Raw genomic sequence first — 22,148 nt, 5'->3', positions numbered from 1 at the left:
CTAGCGCATGCACCCGACCCCTTCTACTCGGCTTCCGACTCGACATCTCTCTTTTCGGGCCGCTCGCGGGACGAGCCCCCCGAGAGATGCGATCACGCAGATGGCGAGAGCCGAGATCCCCGAGAACAGATTTTCCAGACGACATCCCGATGGCAAAGCTCGATATCCTGACCTTCCCGGACCCAAGACTCCGCCGCAAGGCGATTCCGGTCGCACGCGTCGATGCCGATATCGTGCGGCTGGTCGACGACATGCTCGAGACCATGTATGCCGCACCCGGCATCGGTTTGGCCGCCATCCAGGTCAACGTGCCGCGCCGGGTCGTGGTGATCGACGTCTCGGAGAACCACGACACGCCTCTCTGCCTCATCAACCCCGAGATCCTTGCGCGCGAGGGCGAAGAGCAGATGGACGAGGGCTGCCTCTCCGTCCCCGGCTTCTTCGAGCCGGTGAAACGTGCTGAGCGGGTCCGCGTCCAGGCGCTGGATCGCGAAGGCGAGCCCTTCACGCTCGACGCCGACGGCCTGCTCGCGGTCTGCATCCAACACGAGATCGATCATCTCGACGGCAAGCTCTTCGTCGACCATATCTCGATGCTCAAGCGCCAGCGCATTCGCCGCAAGCTCGAGAAGGAGCAGCGCCAAGGCGCGAGCGAGCCCGAGCTACGTCGGGGTGTATTATGACGCGGACCGCAACGGTCGGTTGGACACGCGCCTTAGGGATAAGCAGCGTCGGGGGGACAAGCCGCGTAGGGTGGACAAGCGCAGCGCAGTCCAACGGCGTCGGCGCAGGGCCGGGCGGTCTTGCGACGAAGGTCGACGGCCCAAACGGCGATCGGCCGCGATGACCCCCCTGAGAATCATCTTCGCAGGAACGCCCGACTTCGCCGTCCCGAGCCTTGCCGCGCTCCTCGATGCGCCGGGCGAACGAGCGGGAACGCCGCCGCTGCAGGTCGTCGCCGTCTACACCCAACCGGACCGACCGGCCGGGCGCGGTCGACAGCTCCAGGCGAGCCCGGTGAAGGCGCTCGCCCTGACGCGCGGCCTGCCGGTGATCCAACCCGAGAGCCTCAAGAAGGACCCGGATGCCGTCGGACGCCTTGCCGCCTTCGAGGCCGATCTGATGGTGGTCGTGGCCTACGGGCTGCTTCTGCCGGTCACCGTGTTGGAAGCACCCCGCTTGGGTTGCGTGAACGTCCATGCCTCGCTGCTGCCGCGTTGGCGCGGTGCAGCGCCGATTCAGCGCGCGTTGCTCGCCGGCGACACCGAGACCGGTGTGTGCATCATGCAGATGGAGGCCGGGCTGGATACCGGACCCGTCCATCATCGCGTGGCCACACCGATCGGGCCGCGCGACACCGGCGCCGAGCTGCACGACCGACTCGCCGCATTGGGCGCGGGTGCGCTGATCGATGCCTTGCCCGGCATCGCCGACGGATCCCTGATCCCCGAGCCGCAAGCCGAGGATGAGGTCACCTACGCACACAAACTGACAAAGGACGAGGCCATCATCGACTGGCACCAACCCGCCGAGATCATCGAACGCATGATCCGCGCCTACAACCCCTGGCCCGTCGCTCAGACGCGCCTCGACACCGAGACCCTGCGGGTCTGGGACGCCGAGATCGACGCCGAGCGTGCAACGCACGCCGCGCCGGGAACCGTGATCGGCGCCGGCAAATCGGGCATCGAGGTCGCTGCCGGCCGAGGGGTCGTACGCATCGTGCGTCTCCAGCCGCCCGGCAAACGGGCGATGGCGGCCGCGGATTTCCTCAACGCCCGTTCGATGGACGGCGCTCGGCTGGCTGAGCGCCGGCCGCAGGCCCCCGGCCCGGCAAGGCATCCGGTCGGCGCCGAGTCCCGTGCAGCCGCCGCGCTGGCACTCTTCGGCGTGCGCGGTCGCGGCCAGTCGCTGACGCGCGTGCTCGAGCACACCCGCCTCGCCGCGCAGGCGCCCGCCGAGCGTGCCCTCACGCAAGAGATGGTTTACGGCTCGCTGCGCACCCTGCCGCGCCTGGAGGCGCTGGTCGCGCGCCTGCTCAATCACCCGGTCAAGCCTGCGGACAAGGATCTCGAATCGCTGATCCTGATCGGCCTGTATCAGCTCGTCGCGATGGACACGCCCGACCATGCCGCGGTCGCCGCCACGGTCGAGGCCAGCCGACTCATCGGCAAGCCCGACAAGGCGGCCTTGGTGAACGCGCTGTTGCGTCGGTTTCTGCGCGAACGCGAAGCACTCTTGGCCGAGGTCGATCGAGAGCCTGCCGTGCGCTGGCTCTTTCCCGAATGGCTGCTCGATCGCCTGCGCGAGAACTGGCCGGAGGATTGGGAGCAGGTCGTGCGGACCAGCAATGGCCGTGCGCCCATGAGTCTGCGCGTCAATCGAATCCGGAGCGATCGGCACGCCTATCTCGGCACGCTCGCCGCCGCCGGCATCACCGCACGGCCCATCCCCGGCTGCGACATGGGCCTGACGCTCGACCAACCGCGCCCGACCCATGAGCTGCCCGGCTTCTCGGAAGGACTGGTCTCGGTGCAGGACGGCGGCGCCCAGCTGGCGGCCGAACTGCTGGATGCGCACCCCGGACAGCGCGTCCTCGACGCCTGTGCCGCGCCCGGCGGAAAGACCGCCGGCATCCTGGAGCGCGCCGAGAACCGGCTCGATCTGCTGGCGATCGACAATGCCCCGACCCGGCTCAAATCGATTCGCGACATGCTCGCGCGACTGGGCCTGACCGCCGAGGTCGCACTCGGCGACGCGGCCGAGCCGCGAGGCAGCTGGACCGCCAAGCCCTTCGATCGCATCCTGCTGGACGTGCCCTGCTCGGCCACCGGCGTGATCCGTCGCCATCCCGACATCAAATGGCTGCGCCGCAATGCGGACATCCCGGCGCTGTGCGCCTTGCAGGATCGGATCCTCGAGGCGGCCTGGCCGCTGCTCGCCCCGGGCGGGCGGCTGCTGTATGCGACCTGCTCCTTGATCGCGGACGAGAACCAGCATCGCATCGCCGCCTTCCTGGAGCGCCATCCGGATGCGCGCGAGTGTCCGATCACGGCGCCCGGGGGCCGCGCACTCTCGCACGGCCTCCAGCTGCTTCCCCGAGACGGGGCGAACGACGGCTTTTATTTCGCACTGATCGAACGTCCGGCGTCATGACTCGGCGGTCCGCAGTCCATCCCTGGAGGTTTCTGCTGGCGGGGCTGATGCTCGCCCCCCTGCTCTTGCTCATGAGCGCCGCATCCGGCGCGGCCAAGGACGGGCTGCGGGTCGAGAAGATCGAGACGCGGCTCGTCGACGACACCTTCTTCATGAATGCCGTGTTGGACTATCGTTTCAGCACCGAGGCGCTCGAGGCGCTCGAGAACGGCGTGCCGCTGACCATCCTGGTGCAGATTCAGGTCCGTCGGGTCGGGGCCTGGCTCTGGGAGGACAGCCGAGTGGATCTGCAGCTGCGCTACGCCATTCGCTACAAGCCACTCTCGGAGCGCTACGAGGTCTACCGGCTTCCCGGCACCGAGGGCCGCAGCTTCGTCAGCCGCGATGCGGCGATTCGCGCGCTCGGCGAGATCACCGATCTGTCGTTGATCGGTGCGTCGAGTCTCGAGGACGACGCGGACTACGAGGTCCAGATCCGGGCCTCGCTCGACATCGAAGAGCTGCCGCTTCCGCTGCGTCCGATCGCTTACCTGAAACCGTCCTGGAAACTCTCCAGCGGGTGGAGCAAGTGGCCTTTAACGCCTTAGCACGCCTGCGCGGACTCGGCGCCTTGCCGGTCGCGGCATTGATCCTGGCGCTCTTCGTCGTCTTGGTGCTGATGCGCGATGCGGTCGAGAACTCCGAGACCCTGAGTCGCGCCTTCGTCCCGCTGCTCTCGGTGGTGTTGGCCGGTCTGGGCGCGCTCGCCATCCTGGTCATCGTCAACATCGTGAAGCTGGTGCGCCGGTATCGCCGGCAGGCCGCCGGCTCACGCCTGACCGGGCGGATCCTGGTGCTCTTCGTCCTGGTCTCGCTGCTGCCGGTGGGCGTGGTCTATTACTTCTCCCTCGGGTTCCTGCTGCGCGGGATCGACAGTTGGTTCGACGTGGAAATCGGCCAGGCCATGCAGGACGCGCTGGTCTTGAATCAGGCCTCGCTCGATCTCAACCAGCGGGTCCTTGCACGGTATACCGAGCAGCTCATCGCCGGGATCGAGGATCGCTCCTCGACCGCCATCGCGCTGAGCCTCGACAATCTGCGCCGTCAGGCCGGCGCCATCGAGCTGACCGTCTACGCCACCGGCGGTCACGTGCTCGGCAACGCCAACGAGGATCCGACCCAGCTGGTTCCGAATCAGGCCGAGCGCGAGATCCAGCAGAGCGTGCGCGCCGGCAACAACTATGTCGGTCTGGAAAGCGACCTCGGCGGCGAGCTGATCGTGCGGGTGTTGGTGCAGGACCCGCGCGGGCGGGACATGCAGATGCAGGCGATCTTCCCGACCTCGGCACGCATCACCGAGTTCTCGGAGCGCCTGGAGGACGCCTACAATCGCTACACCGAGCTGGCGTATCTGCGCCAGTCGTTGAAGCTGAGCTTTTCCCTGACCCTGTCGCTGGTGCTCCTGTTCGGTGTCATGGCCGCGGTGATCGCCGCCTTTCATATCGCACGACGTCTCGTCGCGCCGGTGGCGGACATCGCCCGCGGCACCCGCGCGATCGCCGAGGGCGACTACGAGCAACAGCTCCCGCTGCCCAAGCACGACGACGAGCTCGCCTTCCTGGTCGCCTCCTTCAACGCGATGACGCGGCGGATCGCCCGGGCACGGGATGCCGCGAACCGCAGCCAACAGGCGGTGGAGACCCAGCGCAACTATCTGGAAACGGTCCTGGGTCGTCTGTCGTCCGGGGTCATCGCCTTGGATGCCGATCAGCGACTGCGGACCTCCAACCCCGCGGCGCGTCAGATCCTGTCGCTTGCCTTCGCCGAGGACGAGCAGCCGGAGCTCGCGCGCGTGGAGCGCGAGCTGCCCTGGCTCACGCCCTGGACCGAGACCGTGCGCTGCCATATCGTCGCCGGGGAGGATTGGCGTGCGGAGATCGAGCTCGATCGCGGCGAGACCCGTCAGACCCTGATGTGCCGCGGCAGCCCGCTGCCGCTCTCGGACAACGAGCAACGGGGTCACGTGGTGGTCTTCGACGACATCACCTCTTTGATCACCGCACAGCGCAATGCCGCCTGGGGCGAGGTGGCGCGGCGGCTGGCCCACGAGATCAAGAACCCCTTGACGCCGATCCAGCTCTCGGCGGAGCGTCTGCGCCATAAGCTGCTCGCCAAGGCCGACGAGGCGGACGCCAAGATCATCGATCGCTCGACCCGGACGATCGTCCAGCAGGTCGAGGCGATGAAGGCCATGGTGAACGACTTCTCCGACTATGCCCGCACTCCGCATATCCGCGCCGAGCCCCTGGAGCTCGACCGGCTCGCCCAAGAGGTGCTGGACCTGTATCGCAGCGCCGGTACGAGCGCGCTCGAGATCGCGCTGGGTGCGCCCGGGGTTCAAGTCCGCGGCGATCCGTTGCGCTTGCGTCAAGTGGTTCATAATCTGATCAAGAACGCGCAGGAGGCGATGGACGGACGCCCCGACGCACGCGTCGCCGTGACGACGCGCGTGGTACGCGAGAACGGCACACCGCTCGTCGAGTTGGAGGTGGCCGACAATGGGCCCGGGTTCGAGGAGCGCCTCTTCGAACGCCTCTTCGAGCCCTACGTCACCACCAAATCAAAAGGGACCGGTCTCGGTTTGGCCATCGTCAAGAAGATCGTCGAAGAGCACCGCGGTATCATCAAGGTCGAGAATACGGGTCATGGCGCGCTGATTCGGATCCGCCTGCCGATCCGGCAGGGGACCAGGCACGCGACCCAAGGCCGAGAACAGGACGAAAAGCTATGAGTGCAACGCATGTCTTGGTGGTCGACGACGAGCCCGACATCCGAGGTCTCGTGCAGGAGATCCTGGAGGACGAGGGCTATGCGGTGGCGAGCGCGGAGAACGGCGAATCCGCCCGACATGCGCTGCGCGAGCGTCGTCCGGATCTGATCCTGCTCGACATCTGGATGCCCGATCTGGACGGCATCACGCTGCTGCGCGAGTGGTCGGAGGAGGAAGACGGTCTGCCCTGCCCGGTCATCATGATGTCCGGTCACGGCACCGTGGAAACGGCCGTGGAGGCGACGCGGCTCGGCGCTTACGACTTTCTCGAAAAACCGCTCTCGATGGCCAAGCTGCTGCTCACCGTGGAGCGGGCACTCGAGGCCGACAAGCTCCGCAAGGAGAACATCGGTCTCAAACGCCGCGCACCCCAGGTGCACGAGCCGGTCGGGCGCAGCGCGACCCTGCAACGGCTGCGCGAGCAGGTCAAACGCATCGCCCAGCACGACACCTGGGTGCTGATCACGGGGGACGCCGGCAGCGGTCGGGAGACCTTCGCGCGTTATCTGCATTCACAGAGCGCACGCCGCGAGCGCCCCTTCGTGGATCTGAGCGTCTCGACACTCGCCGGGGGCAACGCCGCACGCGAGCTCTTCGGGACCGAAGACGGCGAGCACACCCATTACGGGAATCTGGAGAAGGCCGCGGGCGGAACCCTGCTGCTCGACGAGGTCGCCGACATGGAGCTCGAGGCCCAGGCCAAGCTGCTCGGCGCGCTCGATACGGGATCCTTCATCCGCGTCGGCGGCGCCGAGCCGGTGCGCATCGATGTGCGGATCATCGCCGCGACCCAGCGCAATCTCGAAGAGGAGGTGCGCGCCGGGCGTTTCCGCGAGGATCTCTTCTACCACCTGAACGTCGTCCCGTTGAACATCCCGCCACTGCGCGACCACGCCGAGGATGTTCCCGATCTGCTGAACTTCTATCTCGACTATTTCGCGACCCACGAGAAGCTGCCCTACCGCCGCTTCAGCGTGGGTGCCCAGAACTATCTGCGCAACTACACCTGGCCCGGCAACGTGCGCGAGCTCAAGAACCTGGTACAGCGGGTCCTGATCTTGGGTGCCGGCGACGAGATCAGTCAAAAGGAGGTCGAAGCCGCACTCGGCGCACCGCCGCCTTCACAAGGGCAGGCACTGGATGGGTTGGTCTCCTTCGATCAGCCGCTGCGTCAGGCGCGCGAGCAGTTCGAGAAGGCTTACCTCGACTATCAGCTCGAAAAACACACCGGCAACGTCAGCAAGATGGCCAAGGAGGCCGGAATGGAGCGCACGCATCTGTATCGCAAGCTCCGCTCGCTGGGGATCGAGATCAAGGAGCGGCGTTGAAGTGCGTCAGGCGGGGCATGTCCAGGTCGGCACCTGCAACATAGGTCCGGCGTACCTACAGACCTTGGCACTGACGCACTTCAAGTATTTAATTTTTATTATTTTAAACCGCGTCGCGCCAATCGCTCCGTGGAGCGACGAGAGCGCAAGCCCCCACTCCACAACAACGAAAACTCCGGACGCGGTTTAAATGAAGATCATCATCCTCGGTGCCGGCCAGGTCGGGACCTCGGTGGCCGCCAATTTGGTCAGCGAGGCGAACGACATCACCGTCGTCGACCACAACCCGGATCTACTCAGGGAGCTGCAGGACCGTTTCGATCTGCGCACCATCCTGGGCCACGGTGCGCACCCGGACGTGCTGCGCCGTGCGGGCGCGGAAGACGCCGACATGATCATCGCGGTCACCAACAGCGACGAGACCAATATGGTCGCCTGCCAGGTCGCCTACACGCTTTTCCATACCCCGACCAAGATCGCCCGGGTGCGTGCGCAGAGCTTTCTCGATCAACCCAAACTGTTCGGGACCGATGCCCTGCCGATCGATTTTCCGATCAGCCCGGAGGCGTTGGTCACCGAGTACATCCTGCGGCTGGTCGAGAATCCGGGCACCTTGCAGGTGCTCGACTTCGCCGGCGGGCGGATCCGGCTGGTCGCGGTCAAGGCCCATTACGGCGGCCCCTTGGTCGGGCACGAGCTGCGCACCCTGCATGAGCACATGCCCAGGGTCGAGGCCCGGGTCGCGGCCATCTACCGCCAGGATCGCGCCATCGAGCCCCAAGGCGATACCGTGATCGAGGCCGACGACGAGATCTTCTTCGTCGCAGCCCCCAAGCACATCCGCTCGGTGATGAGCGAGCTGCGGCGTCTGGATCGTCCCTACAAGCGCCTGATCATCGCCGGCGGCGGCAATATCGGCACCCGGCTCGCCGGGGCGCTGGAGCTCAACTACCGGGTGAAGATCATCGAGCGCGATCTGAAACGCTGCAAGCGCATCGCGGAAAATCTCGAGAAGACGATCGTGCTGCACGGCGACGCGGCGGATCGCGATCTGCTCCTGGAAGAGAATATCGAGAACACCGATGTCTTCTGTGCCGTCACCGACGACGACGAGGCGAATATCCTCTCGGCGATGCTCGCAAAGCGGCTGGGCGCCCGCAAGGTCATGGCCTTGATCAACCGGCCGTCCTATGTGGAACTGGTGCAATCCGGGGCCATCGACATCGCCATCTCGCCGCAGCAGGCGACGATCGGTAGCCTGCTCAAGCACATCCGGCGCGGCGACGTCGTCGTCGTGCACTCTCTGCGGCGCGGCGCGGCGGAGGCGATCGAGGCCATCGCCCACGGCGACGAGACCTCGAGCAAGGTCATCGGGCGCAGCATCGAGAACATCAGGCTTCCGCGGGGCACCAGTATCGGCGCCATCGTCCGCGGCGACGAGGTCCTGATCGCCCACCACGACACCGTCATCGCCGCGGAAGACCACGTCATCCTGTTCCTTCAGGACAAGGCACGGATCCCGGAGGTCGAGCGGCTGTTCCAAGTCGGGGTCACCTTCCTGTAAGGCGCGTTGTTGCGTCGCGCCGCGCTCATCCGTGCGAGTCCACCGCGCCGACAGGCGCGATCCCCGAGCTTGTATCTCGGGTTGCCGATTCGCATTGGCCGACCGGTTCCGGGTCCGGACAATGGGTGCTCATGAACATCCTCATCCGTATCCTCGCCCTCGTCGCGATCGCGATCCTCGTCGCCTTCGCCGTCTTTCACCGCTCGGACGCGACCCCGGAAGCGGAGGGTTCGGCACTGCTCGACCTCGCCGAGCAAGGCGACCTCTCCGCCCTGAACGCCCTCTTGAAGCCGTCGACGAAGGTCGATGTTCGCGACAGCTGCGACTGGACACCGCTCATGAAGGCCGCGCTCTACGGACACGCCGATGTCGTGGAGCGCCTCCTCGAGGCCGGCGCCGAGATCGACGCCCAAGACAAGGGCGGTTACACGGCCATGATGCTCGCGGCCTCGAACAATCATGCAACGATCGTGAATCTCCTGTTGAGCAAAGGCGCCATGATCGATCACCAGGAGCAGACCGAAGGCTGGACGGCCTTGATCTGGACCGCCGGCAAAGGCCACGCCGAGACCGTCGAGGTCCTGCTGCGCCGGGGTGCCGATCGAACCCTGAAGGACTTCGCGGGCAACACCGCCGAGGAGCACGCCCGCAAGACCGGTGATCAGGCGGTCGCGGAGCGGCTCGCCGAACAGAGCCGCTAGGCCGCGTCCTGCATCGGCTGCGGTGATCGCTGATCGCAGCGGTAGGGTAGGACGAGCTTATGAACAACGCCCACTCGGAGCGGCCGCGTGTCGGCATCCGGAGGCGCCGGAGCGGACACGGCGCTTGCGCCGACAAGGGTTGGCCCATAGATCAACGAGACATGCCCGGATGGGCAAGCCGAGCCGAAACACCCCGATGAACAGAAAAGCCCGCATCGAAGACGCTTTGAAACACACCTTCGACCCCATGCATCTCGAGGTGGTCGACGAAAGCCACATGCACTCGGTGCCCGCCGGTGCGGAATCCCACTTCAAGATCCTGGTGGTCAGCGAGACCTTCGCCGACCAGACCTTGGTCGCCCGGCATCGTCTCCTCAATCGCGCCCTGAGCAGCGAGCTCGAAGGCGGGCTCCACGCCATTGCGCTGCATACCTGGACCCCGGAGGAATGGTTCGCCAAAGGCGGCGTCGCCCCCGAGTCACCGCCCTGCCAAGGCGGCTCGAAGGCCGTTTGACCTCCGATGCGGGTGTCCACCCTTCAACACCCTTATTACCCGATAAAAAAAGTGCAACATTCACACGCAGAGTGTGACTTCCTGTGCCATGCTTAAGGCAAGTCGGAAGGGCTTAGGTCGGTCGGTTCGGGTTCGCAGCATCAGCAAGGATGTTGCTGATTTCCGGCTTCGGGGCGAGCGCCCACAGGCGAAAACAACGAGAACAATCCACGTCGGAAGCGCCCGCATTGGCTCAGGCACCCTTCGCAGGGTCTCACCGCGAAGCGCCCTGGGGAACCAATGAGAGTCAATCGACATGAAGACCTCTAGCCTCTTCAGCGCCCGCGCGCTGTTCCATCCATTGCTCGTCGCCTTTTCATGCGTGACCGTCGCCGCAGCGGCTGCGGATGTTTCGGACATCGACCTGCGTCGGCTGTTCGAGCCGAGCACCGGCGAGCGTGCCGCCGAGGCCAAAGGAGGGATCTATATTTACGAAGGGCTGCGCGACATCGACGTCCAGCGGGCGATGGACGAACAGTTCGGTCGCGTCGAGAACATGATGTTCATCGGCACAATCAAGACAGATGAAACGGGCAAGACAGCGCGTGACCCGAAGACAGGCGCAGCCGTGACGTCGGATGACGGCTGCTGAATGTTCTTTCTTCGAGTCCCATGCCGCCCTATCCGCGAGGGGCGTGCGCTCGGCTCCGGAAGCGGTTTGGTAGGGGCGAATTCATCGCCCCTACGCATCTTCCCGGCATCCGCAGTCGGCATGCCTATTCACGTCAATCGCATCAGGTTACAACGCGCCGATTGAGCGGATCGGCGAAATAATCACGCGTCATCCGAAAGACCACCGGACTGAGCAGGAGCAGGGCGACCAGGTTGGGGATCGCCATGAGCGCGTTGAGTGTATCGGCGACCAGCCAGATGAAGTCGAGCTCGAGCGTTGCCCCGACCGGAATGACCGCGACCCAGACCAACCGAAAGGGAACGATGGCACGGATGCCGAACAGGTATTCCATGCAGCGCTCGCCGTAGACGCTCCAGCCCAGGATGGTCGTGAAGGCGAAGAGGGCCAGGCCGAAGGTCACGATATAGCCGCCGATCGACGGCAGGCCGGCGCTGAAGGCCGCGGACGACAGGCTCGCGCCGGTCTCCCCGCTCATCCACTCGCCCGTCACCATGATGACCAAGCCCGTGATCGTGCAGATAATGATGGTATCGATAAGTAACGGTTCAAAAACAAGTTAAACATGTTAATAAGCGAACCCATTCGGATCGACGACATAGTTCCATTGTCCGTTCACGCGGTCATGGCGAATGAACTGATCCTTGACGTCGCGGAAGGTGTCGGAGCACGCGCGGTCACGCTAAACCCCGTTTGGGTTTGTGTCCGCTCGACGGTGCGCAGAGCCGTCTGCGGGCAGTCGAGAATGCCCCGCGCCAAGCGCGCTCGACCTGGCTGAACAGGCGGTGTTCGATGGGGTTCCACTTGGAGGTATAGGGCGGGTCGTAGGCGATGCGCAGACCCAGCCAGGCGCCGCCGACTACCAATGGAACCGCCAGCCCGATGCCCAGCATGGCATCGCCGATCACCGTTGCCGCCTCCAGGTCATTGAGCACATAGCGCACCAGACTGACGCCAGAATAACCGATGGCGATCACCTACAGCCTCTCCAGGGTCTCCTGCAGAAGAAGCGAATCGAATATTGGAGCCGATCCTAGCCGAGGCAGCGATGTCTCTTGTTGGCCGGTTGCTGCCGCCAAGGTCACCCGTCCCGCCAAAACCGTCTGGCCCTCAGACACCCGCAACAGCAGTGGGCGAATCCGGCAGCGTCAGCGCGGATGATTCTTGAAAATCCGAGTCATCAAGTGAGCTACAACAAGCCAGCACCGCGAGCAGAGCCAGGGGCGCACCATCTCGTGGGGTGCGGGGTGGCGAGCACGCCTGCGTCGCTCAGCGCCACAGCCCCGAGAGACGCCAGCGCGGCGCCTGCCGTGGCGGGTGCCGCGCCCAGTGCTAAAAGCGGCGTCTTGGCCGCGATCCATGCTCAGCCTTCCGGCTCCAATGCCTCAGCGCTTTGGCGTTGCATCACCAGATTCGTGATCAGGAAGGCCGTAAGGCTGATCGCCGTTCCGACGACAAAGCCTTGCAGTCCGGCAGGGCTGTCCAAACCGTAGGTCCAAACGAGCGTGGTGCCGCCGCCGGCGATGACGGCGGCATAGAAGGCCGCGGGCACCACCTGCCAGCCGAGCAAGACGGCGACCAGCGGAACCAGGACCGTGGGCGCCCAGTAGTCGTACGCGGCAATCAGGATGTCCAGCACATTCGGGATCATGAGGGCGAAGGAAAGTGCCAATCCACCCGTGAGGAGGTTGGTGAGCCTGGCGATGGTGAGGGACTGCCGCTCGGTCAGCGGTGTTTGACGCAGTGGCTTAATGACATCCTGCACCAGCGCCACCGAGGAGGCATTCAGGAAGGAGTCGGCGGACGACATGACGATCGAGATGATGCCGGCGATGATGAGACCACTGAGGCCGATCGGCACCACCTGCTTGACCACCTCCGGCAGGGCGAGATTCGAGGCCAGATCCGGATTTAGCTGCAGGGCGATCAAGCCGATCGCGCCCGTGATCAGGAAGAAAGGCGCGGAGACCACCCCGCTCCAGAAGTTGCCTTTTACCGTGACGGCCGCGTCGCGACCGATGAGCAGTCGCTGCAGATAGGGCGGCACCAGTGTCTCGCCGAGCAGGAAGACCAGGAAGAGCGAGATGAGCGCCAAGAGCGGCGTCTTGTCGCCGATGATGGCGAGATGTGTTGCGGGGATGGCTGCGACAAAAACCTCCCAGCCACCAAGATGCTGAACACCAAGGAAAAAGACCATGGGTATGCCGATCAGTAGCAACCAGAACTGCAGTATGTCGGTCTTGACCACGGCCGCCATGCCGCCGATGGTGGAGTAGAAGAAGACCACCGCGCAGCCAATGGCGATGCCCACCAGGTGCGGGACCCCGAAGAAGACGTTGAAGATGGCGCCCAACGCGCCGATCTGGGCGCCAAGGATGCCGGCACAGATCAAGACCGCGAAGCCGCCGGTGATGATGCGCGCGTTGCGGCCATAGACCGGCTCCATGATGTCGCCGACCGAGATCGCGCCTGGAAATGACTTGATGCGCGGTGTGACGAACAGCGCGACCAGGATGATCTGCAGGCTGAAGCCCAGCAGGGCTAGAGGATAGACGATCCCCACATCGAAGGTCTTGGCCGCGTTGCCAGTGGAAAAGCCACCACCGATGAAGGAGGCCGACAGGGTGCAGAAGATCGCGAGCCAGCCGTAATTGCCATGGGAGATGGCGAATTCTTTGAACCCACCCAGTTTGCGGCTGCTATAGCCAAGGTAGAGGATGACGACGAGATAAGCGGCGATGACGATTTGGTCGATCATGGGCGAGGCACCCTGGTTGGCGTGGCCGCAAAGATAGCGCTGATGTGCCGACGGCGTCTAGGGGTATGCGGATCGACAGGGTGTTTTCCGTGCGTGGCGGGAAGCCCTGTGTGGGTTACGGGTCACAACGCCCGGGCCGGCCGGCTGCCCGCCCTGGTGCGTCTCTTTGGGTCTGTCCGCGGGTCGATGTGGTCGAGGACCAGCCCGCAGCCAGATGATCAGGAAGCGGCCAGAGGCCGCAGGTAGAGTAGAGAGCAGGCGTTCCGCGACTGTAGGTCCGGCCTATCTGTTGCCGCCCCTTTCGTTTGGCGGTGCCTCACGAGCCGCACCCTGGTCACGGTAGCCAGCCCTCCCCCATAAGTAGGGTCGGGAACGGGCGCGCCGACGTTAGGGTCCGATGGAACCTCCAGCGCTTCCGCGCTGGCCCTCAGTCCGGCTCCCATGATCACGTTTCCAGCCCCCGCCACGTCAAACCCGGCGTGCCGTTTTCCAGCACCTGGCTTTCCTGGCGACCTTCGACTCGCGCGATCCAGACGGGGGTCGCGCCGTGCCCGCCCTGTCTCCTTCGGCGTTAAAATCCGCGCGCTCCGGGCCAGTCTTCATCCTTGCCGGTAACGATGCTGTCCGGTCCGGAAAAGATCCTCGCGACACGCTGTTTACTTCGCCCGGCTTGGGCGATCAACCTGGTGGAGAAGCCACATGAAATGCGCAATGTTGGTGACCGGCAACGGTCCGATTGTCATCGTGACCTCTTACGACACGCGCGAGAATCCCGAGCTGCTGGAGCGTCTCAAGGATCAGGGCATCCCGAAGTTCCTGGCCTACGAGATCCCGATCAAGTGGCTAAGGAGCGCTACAAGGGTCATTTCAAGAAGGTCATGAACGGCTTTACCGAGTCGGACAGCCTGCGGGTGCTCGATCACAACGGACATCGCGCATTCAATCTCTGTCACTTGGGCGGAGCTCGGCACCCCCCTTGCCCACCAAAGCCCGCTCGACGACATCTATCACCAGCACTGAAGCGATTTCGGGAATCCGTATCCCGACGTAGGTCAGGTGTCGGGAATTGATCGAACACCGAATCCAAACGTTGTCATTGTCGAGAACTACAACCGTGGCAAAGGCATTCTCCCGTCGAGTTGTTTTACTTAACTTCTTGAACCCCTCTCAAAGGTCCCGAGCATGGCGACCGTGCCTTGCTGGATCGGATCGTTGCTTTGTGCCGCCGCATGTGCAATCGGGGCGCTGCCCAGACCGGCCTCGTTGGAGAAGATACCCCGGGCCACGCCCATCTGGATGCCCGGCATCAGGGTCGCACCGGCAAATCCACCCGCGGCGGCCGTCGGCGAAAAGGCATGCTGCACGATCTGGTAGATGGCTTCGGGAATCTTCTCGATGTGGAAGGCCAACACGACCAGACCGCCGACGACATAGGCGATCGCCATGAAGGGCACCAGCTTCCCCGCGACTTGGGCGATCCAGCGAATACCGCCGATCAAGACCAACCCGACCATCACGGCCATCGCGATACCCGACCAGAGCTCCGGGATCGCAAACTTGCTGCTGATGGCGTGGGACACCGAGTTGGCCTGGACCATGTTGCCGATCCCGAACCCGGCGAGCCCACCGAAGATCGCGAAGGCGGTGCCGAGCCAGAGCCAGCGACGACCCAGTCCGTTCTTGATGTAGTACATGGGGCCGCCGACATAGTTGCCCTTTTCGTCCACCTCGCGGTATTTCACCGCCAGGACGCCCTCGGCATATTTGGTGGCCATGCCGACGAACGCCGTGCCCCACATCCAGAACAAGGCGCCGGGGCCGCCGATGGCGATGGCCGTGGCAACGCCGGCGATGTTGCCCGTTCCGATGGTCGCCGCGAGCGACGTCATCAAGGCATTGAAGGGCGTGATGTTGCCCTGGCCCTGCGCATGCCGTCCGGCCCACAGCATGCGGAAACCGAACCCGAGCTTCAGCAGCGGCATCAAGCGCATCCACGTGACGCATCCCCTCTCGGGTCAGATCAAAAACCGTACACAACTATACACGTCAACCCGCACGAACGCCTTTGCCCTGCCCGCTCGATCCCCGTATCCTATCGCGCACGACTGCGGGATCGAGCCCTGCCTCCGTCACGGCGACCGTCGCCCCCGGCGACGGCGTCGAAACTGCCGCCGCTTCACGCTGTCGAAATGCGCTCAGCCCGCCCGGACGCATCATCCCGATTCACCACGCATGCCGCATCGGCGACCCCGGCCTCATGAAACTCTTTGTCGACTTCTTTCCGATTCTCCTGTTCTTCGCCGCCTACAAGCTCGAAGGCATCTATGTCGCGACCGGTGTCGCCATCCTCGCCTCGGCCATCCTGGTCGGGTGGTCGTGGATACGGCGGCGACATGTCGAGACCATGCCGCTGATCACGCTCGGGTTGCTGGTGCTGTTCGGCGGGCTGACGATCGCCCTGCGCGATCCGATCTTCCTCATGTGGAAACCGACGATCGTCAATTGGCTGTTCGGCGCCGTCTTTCTCGGCAGCCAGTTCATCGGGAAGCCAACCCTGATCGAGCGGATGATGGGAAAGGCCATCGACATTCCCTCCACGGTTTGGACGCGCCTGAACATGATGTGGGTCGGGTTCTTCGTCGTCACCGGACTCGTCAATCTCTTCGTGGTCTATATCGGCAGCGGGTTCTTCGGTGCCCAACAGGCGCTGATCCTCGCCTCGGGCCTGCAGGATATCGACCTCTCGGCCTGCACCGAGCGCTTCAGCGACGACCTGCTCTCGCTCTGCAACGATACCCATGCGCGCGAGGACATCTGGGTGAATTTCAAGCTCTTCGGTATGATGGGCATGACGTTCGTGTTCGTCATCGCGCAGGCCTTCTACCTGTCCCGCCACATGAAGGATGAACCCCGGACCCTGGAGGCCGACTGACGTGCTGTACGCCATCATCGCCGTGGATCACGCGAAGAGTCTCGCGGCACGCCTGAGCGCGCGGCCGGAGCATCTGGCGCGCCTGGCAGCCCTGCAGGACGAGGGGCGTCTGATCCTCGCAGGGCCTCACCCGGCGATCGACAGCCCGGATCCCGGCGACGCCGGGTTCTCCGGATCCCTTATCGTCGCAGAATTCCCCGATCTGGCCTCAGCCGAGCAATGGGCGGCTGCGGATCCGTACAACGCGTCCGGCGTCTACCGAGAGGTCCGGGTCAAGCCCTTCAAGCGGGTGTTTCCGACCTGAGAGCCGAGCCCGGACGACGCTCGCAAGGGGCGGACGAGTCCCCTCGTCTGCCGTCTCTCCCCATTGCAATCGCCGGCATCCTCGGATGCCAATGAATCCCGACATACGGAAATCATCATTATGAAGACGACTCGCATTCCCCTCCTTCTGTGTGCCCTGCTGGCCGCAGGTGCCGCCGTGGCGGAGGACGCCAAGGACGCGGAGGCCCAACCGCAGGGCGACGACGTCCTGATCGCGACGGTCAACGGCACACCCTACGGTCTCGACCTGTTCCGTCTCTTCTTCCTGGAGCGTCTTCAGCAAACCCGGGGCCAGAATTCGCCCGAGCTCCAAGAGCAGGCCTTCAACGACTTCATGAGTCTGGTGGTTGCCTCGCAGGAGGCCGCGCGGCGCAATCTCGAGAAAGACCCGGACGTCGGTGTCGCCATCGAGCTGCAGCGCATGAAGATCCTCTCCAACGCGGCCTTGGCTGCCATGGCCGAGGAGATCGAGCCGACCGAAGACGAGCTGAAGAAGGCTTACGACGAGATCAAGGAAAACGCCAGCCAGGTCGAGTACAAGGCGCGCCATATCCTCGTCAAGGACGAGGAAGAGGCGAAAAAGATGATCGAGGAGCTCGAAGGCGGTGCCGATTTCGGCGATCTCGCGCGCGAGCACTCGCTCGGCCCGACCGGTAAGAACGGCGGCGAGCTCGAGTGGTTCGACGCCAACCAGATGGTGGCGCCCTTCTCCGAGGCCGTCGCTGCGATGGAGGTCGGCACCTACACGAAAACACCCGTGCAGACCCAGTTCGGATGGCATGTGATCGAGCTGCAGGACTCCCGCAAGGCCGAGCCCCCGAGCTTCGAGGACGCCAAGCCGCAGCTCGCGGCCCTGCTCAAGCGCCAACAGCTCTCGGCGAAGCTGGCCGAGATGCGTGACGGCGCCATGGTGGAGCTCAACGAAGAGGTCGTGAAGCTCAAGCCGACCGACGAGGCCGCCGCCGAAGAATCGAAGGGCGACTAAACCGCGTCCGCAGCACCATGGGGGTGTTCGAGGCGAGCGCAGCCTTGCCTCGAACGCCCGGGATGCGAAGCAGTTCACGGTTAGCCGCGCCAGGCGGCATTGCATCTGGAGATTTTTGTATTAGAATTTGCTTATGTTATGAAAAACGGAGAGATCCGATGATCTCATGCACTACGCTACGTTCGACCGTTCTCTTGTCTGCCGGCCTGCTCCTGTCCGGTGTCCTGCTGCTCCTGCTTGCCGAGACCGCGGGGCTACCTGTGCCGACCGCTCATCTCGCCCTGCTCGCCGTGCTCGGCGGCGCCGTGACGCTGGCCTTCAGCTTCGCCCTCGCAGTCCTGCCCTGGTCACGGCATTACTTCGACAACTGCGAGCACTGACAGAGGTTCGCACCTGTTTCGTGCCTCCGGTCATCCGGAAGCGGTCGTCACGTTTGCCGGGGCCGATCCCATCAAAAACATCGCATACTGCGCTGGGCGCGGTTTAGTCCATCGGCTTAGTGCGTACGCATCAGCCGCTCGGCCGTTCCCGGCTCCAGAGCGAACTCCTCTTCGACCATCCGATTCCATGCCTCGCGCTTGAAGGTGCTCTCGTCGGGCACCTTGCGATGCACCAGATTGTAGTGGCAGTCGATACAGGACTTACCCTCCGTCTCCTCGCGATGGATCGCCGCGGTGTCGGCACGTTTGCCCTGGATCGCCTCCTGCGTGTGACAGCGCATGCAGGTTGCCGAATCGCGCGCCTTAAACCATTTACGCGCGGCGAAGGCGGCCTCGGGCAGGTGCAGCGTATTGATCACCGGGTCGTCGTAGTCCGGTCCGAAGAGCTGCTTGAAGAGGTCCTTCGATCCGATCGCATGGTCCCAGGTGGCCGCGAAGACGCCTTCTGAGACGTGGCAGTCACCGCAGGATGCGCGCACCCCGGATGCCGAGTCGTAATGGACGGTTTGCCGATAGGTGTCATCGGCATAGGTCATCGAATGGCAGGTCGTGCAGAACTCGTTGGTGCTGGTGTAGTGGTCGAACTCGAGCAGAAAGGCCATAAAAAGCACCCCGCCGACACCGCCGACCACGAGCGCGATCAAGACATGGCGGGTGATGAACACAGGTGCGCGCAGCTTGCCCATCACTCGGCCTCCTGCGGTGCGAAGCCGAGGATGGCGCTCGCCTGGCCGGGCTGATCCAGCCACTCATGCTGACCGTTTGCGCGCAGCACGGCATCGACCAGCTCGTCCGCGTGCTCGCCGGCCGCCGCGCGTGCCTCCGGGAGAAAGCGCGCGTAGAAATTGCGGCCGACCAGATACATGCCCTCCCACCAGGCATGGTTCGGACTCATCATGGAGGCGCCGTGCCGGGCGCGCGCGCCCTCGTCGTGCCATAACTCCCAGTAGGTGAACTCGATCGGCTCGTCGAACGCGGTCGGGGTGAGGAGCCCGCGCTCGTAGAGCCCGGCCATGATCGCCCGGGCCGGCTCGCCGAATTTCGTGTTGTAGAGCTCGACGACCGCGTCGAACTGGCGCATGAAACTCTCGGTGAAGCCCTTGCCGTGACACTCCAAACAGACCAACGACATGGCTTGGCGGCGCCGCTCGGGTGTGGCGACCGCCTTGACGGTCCCGACCGTGCCGTCGGCGCGCGTCAGCTCGGTGCCGCGCCGCGGCGCGGGCTCGTCCGCGGGCAGCTCCATCTTGTGTCCATCCTCGAAGATGACCAGGAACTGACGCTTGGAGACCGGCGTATTGAGGCTCCAGACGTTGCGCAGACCCACATCATGGGTCGAAGGCAGCTTACCGGCGGCGCCCATGTGGCAGGTCACGCAGGTCGGTGCGGCCGTGTAGTCGCGTCCCGCGACCCACTCGGCGGCATCCAGGTTCATCTCGTCGCGATGCGCGACATAGACCATCCCGTGCTTGGACGCCTCGAAGACCTCCTTGTCCGGCGAGTCGGGGCCGGAGTGACAACGGACGCAGGCTTCGGGCGCGCGCGCCTGAGCCTTCGAGAAGCGATGCCGGCCGTGACAGGAAGAACATGACCCCTTGGATCCGTCCGGATTGATCCGGCCGATGCCCGAGTTGGGCCAGGTCGCGGGATCCAGGGTGCCGTCGCCGCGCACCTTCACCCGCGAGCCGTGGCACTGGTCGCAGGAGGCGGCCTGCATGGCGGCGCCGCCGACATTGTGCGCCAGGGCCGGCAGGCGATCCTCGATGATGGAGTAGGCCTCGGCATGGACCGAGCCCTGCTGCTCTTCGAGCTCTTTCGTATGACAGCGCCCGCAATCCTTCGGCGAGACGATGGTCGCGATGACCTGGCCCTCATGCTCGATGGCGTCCACATCGGAACGCTCGGCCCGATGGCAATCCATGCAGTTGACGCCCGCGGCCGCATGGGCGCTGTCCTGCCACTGCTGCGCGAGGCCGCTCGATGCCTTGGTGTGGCAACTGACGCAGGCGCTGCCGGCTTCGTGGCCCCAGTTGCTCGGGTCGAGCTTGACCTTGTCGGCCGCGGCGGGCACCGCGATCGACAGGGTTAGCGCGCAAAGAAGAACGAATCGTATCGGGATCGAGACTGGAATAGCGCACATCTGAGCAACCTCTGGAGCCTGCCGGAAGAAACGACGCGTCGGATTATAGGGCGGCCGGGCCGAGCAATCTAATTCAGAACTTATCGATATTCTGTTGTTGACACATCGAATGACCGACTGATAGCAACGGGAGCCAAAACAACACAAAAAGCCATTCTTGTTTTGAACATGCGGTTACTTGAATCGACAGGGTTTAGGCCGACCGAGATCTATAAATGCGCGGCCGAGGATGATGCGAATTAATGTATTAGAATGTAATTAAATACCATGGATTCGGACCGGATCGAGACAGGAACGGCATTTCATTGACCGGACTCACTTTTACCGATGGCATCAATGGTGAACAATCCACGACGGTGTGACACGCATCCGTGTCACACCGTCCACATCACAAGAAGATAAGGAGCGACACCCCATGCAACGCATGCTCGCGGGACTCTCGATCGCATTCGGTCTTGCACTCGGTCTCGGAGGTATCGCCGGTCCGGCGGCGGCCGAAGACACCTCCGAGCCGATCCACCTGATCTCGGCGGAGGTCTGTCAGACCTGTCACGAGGAGATCTATCGGCAATGGAAAGGCTCCATGCACGCCAACAGCACGGCCTTGAAGGATCCGATCCACGGTACCTTCTACGAGATGGAGGTCGGAGACCCGAGGGCCGAAGGACAGGTCCACAAGAAGTCCGGCACCTTCCCGGTCTGTCTGCAATGTCACGCACCGAACGCGGCTCGCGACCAGACCACCAAGCTCGACGCCCATGTCGCCTACAGCGAAGGGGTCAACTGCGTCGCCTGTCACACCCTTCAGAGCTACAAAGGCATCGATGGCGAGGACGGCAAGATGCGCCTCGGCCTGAAGGCCTACGCGCTGTCGGACAAGCTTCAAGGTCCCGCGGCCTTCCCGCGCGGCGTTCAGCAGCTGGCCGCGGCCAGTGACGACCTGTTCGGCGGCGCGGTCGACGACGCCGCGGGCTCGCAGAAGCCAAACCCGCATCTGGGCGAGCCGGTGGAGATGGACGGGATCGAGATCCCGGCGCTGCCCATGGAGGCCAGCCCCTTTCTCATGAAGACCTCGGATGGCTGCATGGGCTGTCACGATCAGCGCAACAATCCCCAAGACGTTCCCTTGTGCGCGACCGGCAACGAGTTCATCGCCAGCGGAAGCAAGGTTGCCTGCCAATCCTGTCACATGCCGGTCTCCAACGGTCTGGTCGATCACTCCATGGGCGGCGGACACGACCACGGCATGCTCAAGCGGGCCGTCGTGTTCGACGTGCGCAGCACGCTCGACGGCGATGTGCTGAAGACGACCGTCATGATGCAGAACTCGCAACCCCATTCGGTACCGACCGGGGCGCCCTTCCGCAACATGTATTTGAAGCTCACCGCCTATAACGATCAAGGCGAGGTGGTCTGGCAGAGCTCGGAGGGACATCCCTCCAAGGACGATCCCAAAGGCTACTTCTTCTACGGCCTTGCGGACGATCAGGGGATGCCCGCGCCGCCGCCCACTGCGACTCAGCTCGGAGATGACACCCGGCTCAAGCCCCATGAGATGCGCGAAATCCTGTACGACATCCCTGCGGAAGGGGTCGTCTTGGTACGCGGCGAGCTTTACTACAACCTCTTGTGGCCGTCGCTGGTGGAGAAGTTCACGCAGCTCCCGAGCGAGCTGACCGATCCGGTGCTGATGGCTGCCGTGGAGCAGAACATCGTCGCACCCTAGCACGCGTTTGATGAGACAGGCGTGGTTTCGCGGCTCGGATGCCCGTGCCGCGAGCCACGCCCTCGGTAGACAGGGGCTGCAGGGATCTAAACCGTGTCCAG

19 protein-coding genes and 3 pseudogenes are annotated in these 22,148 nt (G+C 64.2%); 16 read left to right on the top strand and 6 right to left on the bottom strand.

Annotated features, from left to right (window positions below; all coding sequences use genetic code 11):
• The first annotated feature begins 149 nt into the window (after positions 1 to 149).
• The 10 genes and pseudogenes from def (at position 150) to KFB96_RS23965 (ending at position 10,703) form a co-directional block, all read left to right on the top strand.
• On the top strand, positions 150 to 683 hold the full coding sequence (gene def, locus KFB96_RS24010; RefSeq protein WP_213456135.1) for a peptide deformylase: 534 nt from the start codon (positions 150 to 152) through the stop codon (positions 681 to 683).
• A gap of 160 nt (positions 684 to 843) precedes the next feature.
• Positions 844 to 1,800: pseudogene (gene fmt, locus KFB96_RS24005) on the top strand (methionyl-tRNA formyltransferase); the annotation flags it as partial.
• The gene (rsmB, locus tag KFB96_RS24000; RefSeq protein ID WP_213501971.1) at positions 1,786 to 3,156 is read left to right on the top strand and encodes a 16S rRNA (cytosine(967)-C(5))-methyltransferase RsmB; all 1,371 of its coding nucleotides are present in this window, start codon (positions 1,786 to 1,788) and stop codon (positions 3,154 to 3,156) included. The pseudogene fmt and the gene rsmB, both read left to right, overlap by 15 nt.
• 47 nt (positions 3,157 to 3,203) lie before the next feature.
• Entirely contained in the window at positions 3,204 to 3,743 is a 540-nt protein-coding gene (locus tag KFB96_RS23995) for a DUF4390 domain-containing protein (protein WP_300970922.1), read from the top strand.
• Positions 3,725 to 5,926, top strand: a complete 2,202-nt coding sequence (locus tag KFB96_RS23990; RefSeq protein ID WP_213456141.1) for an ATP-binding protein — start codon at positions 3,725 to 3,727, stop codon at positions 5,924 to 5,926. Before KFB96_RS23995 ends, KFB96_RS23990 begins: the two co-directional genes overlap by 19 nt.
• Positions 5,923 to 7,293 carry a sigma-54 dependent transcriptional regulator gene (locus tag KFB96_RS23985; RefSeq protein ID WP_213456143.1) on the top strand — a complete coding sequence of 457 codons (1,371 nt, stop codon included), beginning with the start codon at positions 5,923 to 5,925 and terminating at the stop codon, positions 7,291 to 7,293. Before KFB96_RS23990 ends, KFB96_RS23985 begins: the two co-directional genes overlap by 4 nt.
• A gap of 190 nt (positions 7,294 to 7,483) precedes the next feature.
• On the top strand, positions 7,484 to 8,857 hold the full coding sequence (gene trkA / locus KFB96_RS23980; RefSeq protein WP_213456145.1) for a Trk system potassium transporter TrkA: 1,374 nt from the start codon (positions 7,484 to 7,486) through the stop codon (positions 8,855 to 8,857).
• 131 nt (positions 8,858 to 8,988) lie between these two features.
• Complete coding sequence (locus tag KFB96_RS23975) at positions 8,989 to 9,558, top strand: ankyrin repeat domain-containing protein (RefSeq protein ID WP_213456147.1); 570 nt, start codon at positions 8,989 to 8,991, stop codon at positions 9,556 to 9,558.
• A 196-nt stretch (positions 9,559 to 9,754) separates the two neighbouring features.
• Positions 9,755 to 10,072 (top strand): BolA/IbaG family iron-sulfur metabolism protein, encoded by a 318-nt coding sequence (locus KFB96_RS23970; protein ID WP_213456149.1) that lies wholly within the window; start codon positions 9,755 to 9,757, stop codon positions 10,070 to 10,072.
• A gap of 295 nt (positions 10,073 to 10,367) precedes the next feature.
• Positions 10,368 to 10,703, top strand: a complete 336-nt coding sequence (locus KFB96_RS23965) for a hypothetical protein (protein WP_213456151.1) — start codon at positions 10,368 to 10,370, stop codon at positions 10,701 to 10,703.
• Between the two features lie 142 nt (positions 10,704 to 10,845).
• On the opposite strand, the pseudogene KFB96_RS23960 reads toward KFB96_RS23965, so the two are convergent.
• From KFB96_RS23960 to KFB96_RS23950, 3 genes and pseudogenes are all read right to left on the bottom strand, one after another.
• Positions 10,846 to 11,280, bottom strand: a pseudogene (locus KFB96_RS23960) (alanine:cation symporter family protein); the annotation flags it as partial.
• A 139-nt stretch (positions 11,281 to 11,419) separates the two neighbouring features.
• Entirely contained in the window at positions 11,420 to 11,719 is a 300-nt protein-coding gene (locus KFB96_RS27195; protein ID WP_300970920.1) for a DUF3422 family protein, read from the bottom strand.
• A 386-nt stretch (positions 11,720 to 12,105) separates the two neighbouring features.
• Entirely contained in the window at positions 12,106 to 13,500 is a 1,395-nt protein-coding gene (locus tag KFB96_RS23950) for a sodium:solute symporter (RefSeq protein ID WP_300970918.1), read from the bottom strand.
• A gap of 699 nt (positions 13,501 to 14,199) precedes the next feature.
• Between KFB96_RS23950 and KFB96_RS27190 the strand changes: the two genes are divergently transcribed.
• The gene (locus KFB96_RS27190) at positions 14,200 to 14,382 is read left to right on the top strand and encodes a hypothetical protein (protein WP_300970916.1); all 183 of its coding nucleotides are present in this window, start codon (positions 14,200 to 14,202) and stop codon (positions 14,380 to 14,382) included.
• Between the two features lie 287 nt (positions 14,383 to 14,669).
• Here KFB96_RS27190 and KFB96_RS23940 read toward each other — a convergent pair.
• Positions 14,670 to 15,491 (bottom strand): annotated as a pseudogene (locus KFB96_RS23940) (alanine/glycine:cation symporter family protein); the annotation flags it as partial.
• 266 nt (positions 15,492 to 15,757) lie between these two features.
• Between KFB96_RS23940 and KFB96_RS23935 the strand changes: the two are divergent.
• The 4 genes from KFB96_RS23935 (at position 15,758) to KFB96_RS23920 (ending at position 18,121) form a co-directional block, all read left to right on the top strand.
• Positions 15,758 to 16,432 (top strand): inner membrane-spanning protein YciB, encoded by a 675-nt coding sequence (locus KFB96_RS23935; protein ID WP_213456153.1) that lies wholly within the window; start codon positions 15,758 to 15,760, stop codon positions 16,430 to 16,432.
• 1 nt (position 16,433) lies between these two features.
• Positions 16,434 to 16,736, top strand: a complete 303-nt coding sequence (locus KFB96_RS23930) for a YciI family protein (RefSeq protein ID WP_213456155.1) — start codon at positions 16,434 to 16,436, stop codon at positions 16,734 to 16,736.
• Positions 16,737 to 16,856: 120 nt separating this feature from the next.
• Positions 16,857 to 17,741 (top strand): peptidylprolyl isomerase, encoded by an 885-nt coding sequence (locus KFB96_RS23925; RefSeq protein WP_213456157.1) that lies wholly within the window; start codon positions 16,857 to 16,859, stop codon positions 17,739 to 17,741.
• Between the two features lie 158 nt (positions 17,742 to 17,899).
• Positions 17,900 to 18,121: a hypothetical protein gene (locus KFB96_RS23920; protein ID WP_213456159.1), complete on the top strand. Its 222-nt coding sequence runs from the start codon at positions 17,900 to 17,902 to the stop codon at positions 18,119 to 18,121.
• Positions 18,122 to 18,237: 116 nt separating this feature from the next.
• On the opposite strand, the gene KFB96_RS23915 is transcribed toward KFB96_RS23920, so the two are convergent.
• On the bottom strand, positions 18,238 to 18,867 hold the full coding sequence (locus tag KFB96_RS23915; RefSeq protein WP_213456160.1) for a NapC/NirT family cytochrome c: 630 nt from the start codon (positions 18,865 to 18,867) through the stop codon (positions 18,238 to 18,240).
• Positions 18,867 to 20,321 carry a multiheme c-type cytochrome gene (locus tag KFB96_RS23910; protein ID WP_213456162.1) on the bottom strand — a complete coding sequence of 485 codons (1,455 nt, stop codon included), beginning with the start codon at positions 20,319 to 20,321 and terminating at the stop codon, positions 18,867 to 18,869. The genes KFB96_RS23915 and KFB96_RS23910 overlap by 1 nt, the downstream gene beginning before the upstream one ends.
• Before the next feature lie 415 nt (positions 20,322 to 20,736).
• Here KFB96_RS23910 and KFB96_RS23905 point away from each other — a divergent pair, with 415 nt between their 5' ends.
• Positions 20,737 to 22,047: a cytochrome c family protein gene (locus KFB96_RS23905; protein ID WP_213456164.1), complete on the top strand. Its 1,311-nt coding sequence runs from the start codon at positions 20,737 to 20,739 to the stop codon at positions 22,045 to 22,047.
• Positions 22,048 to 22,148 lie beyond the last annotated feature (101 nt).

This window comes from Thiocapsa sp. (genome assembly GCF_018399035.1).
Lineage (GTDB): Bacteria > Pseudomonadota > Gammaproteobacteria > Chromatiales > Chromatiaceae > Thiocapsa.
This window is presented reverse-complemented; position numbering and strand designations above follow the sequence as displayed.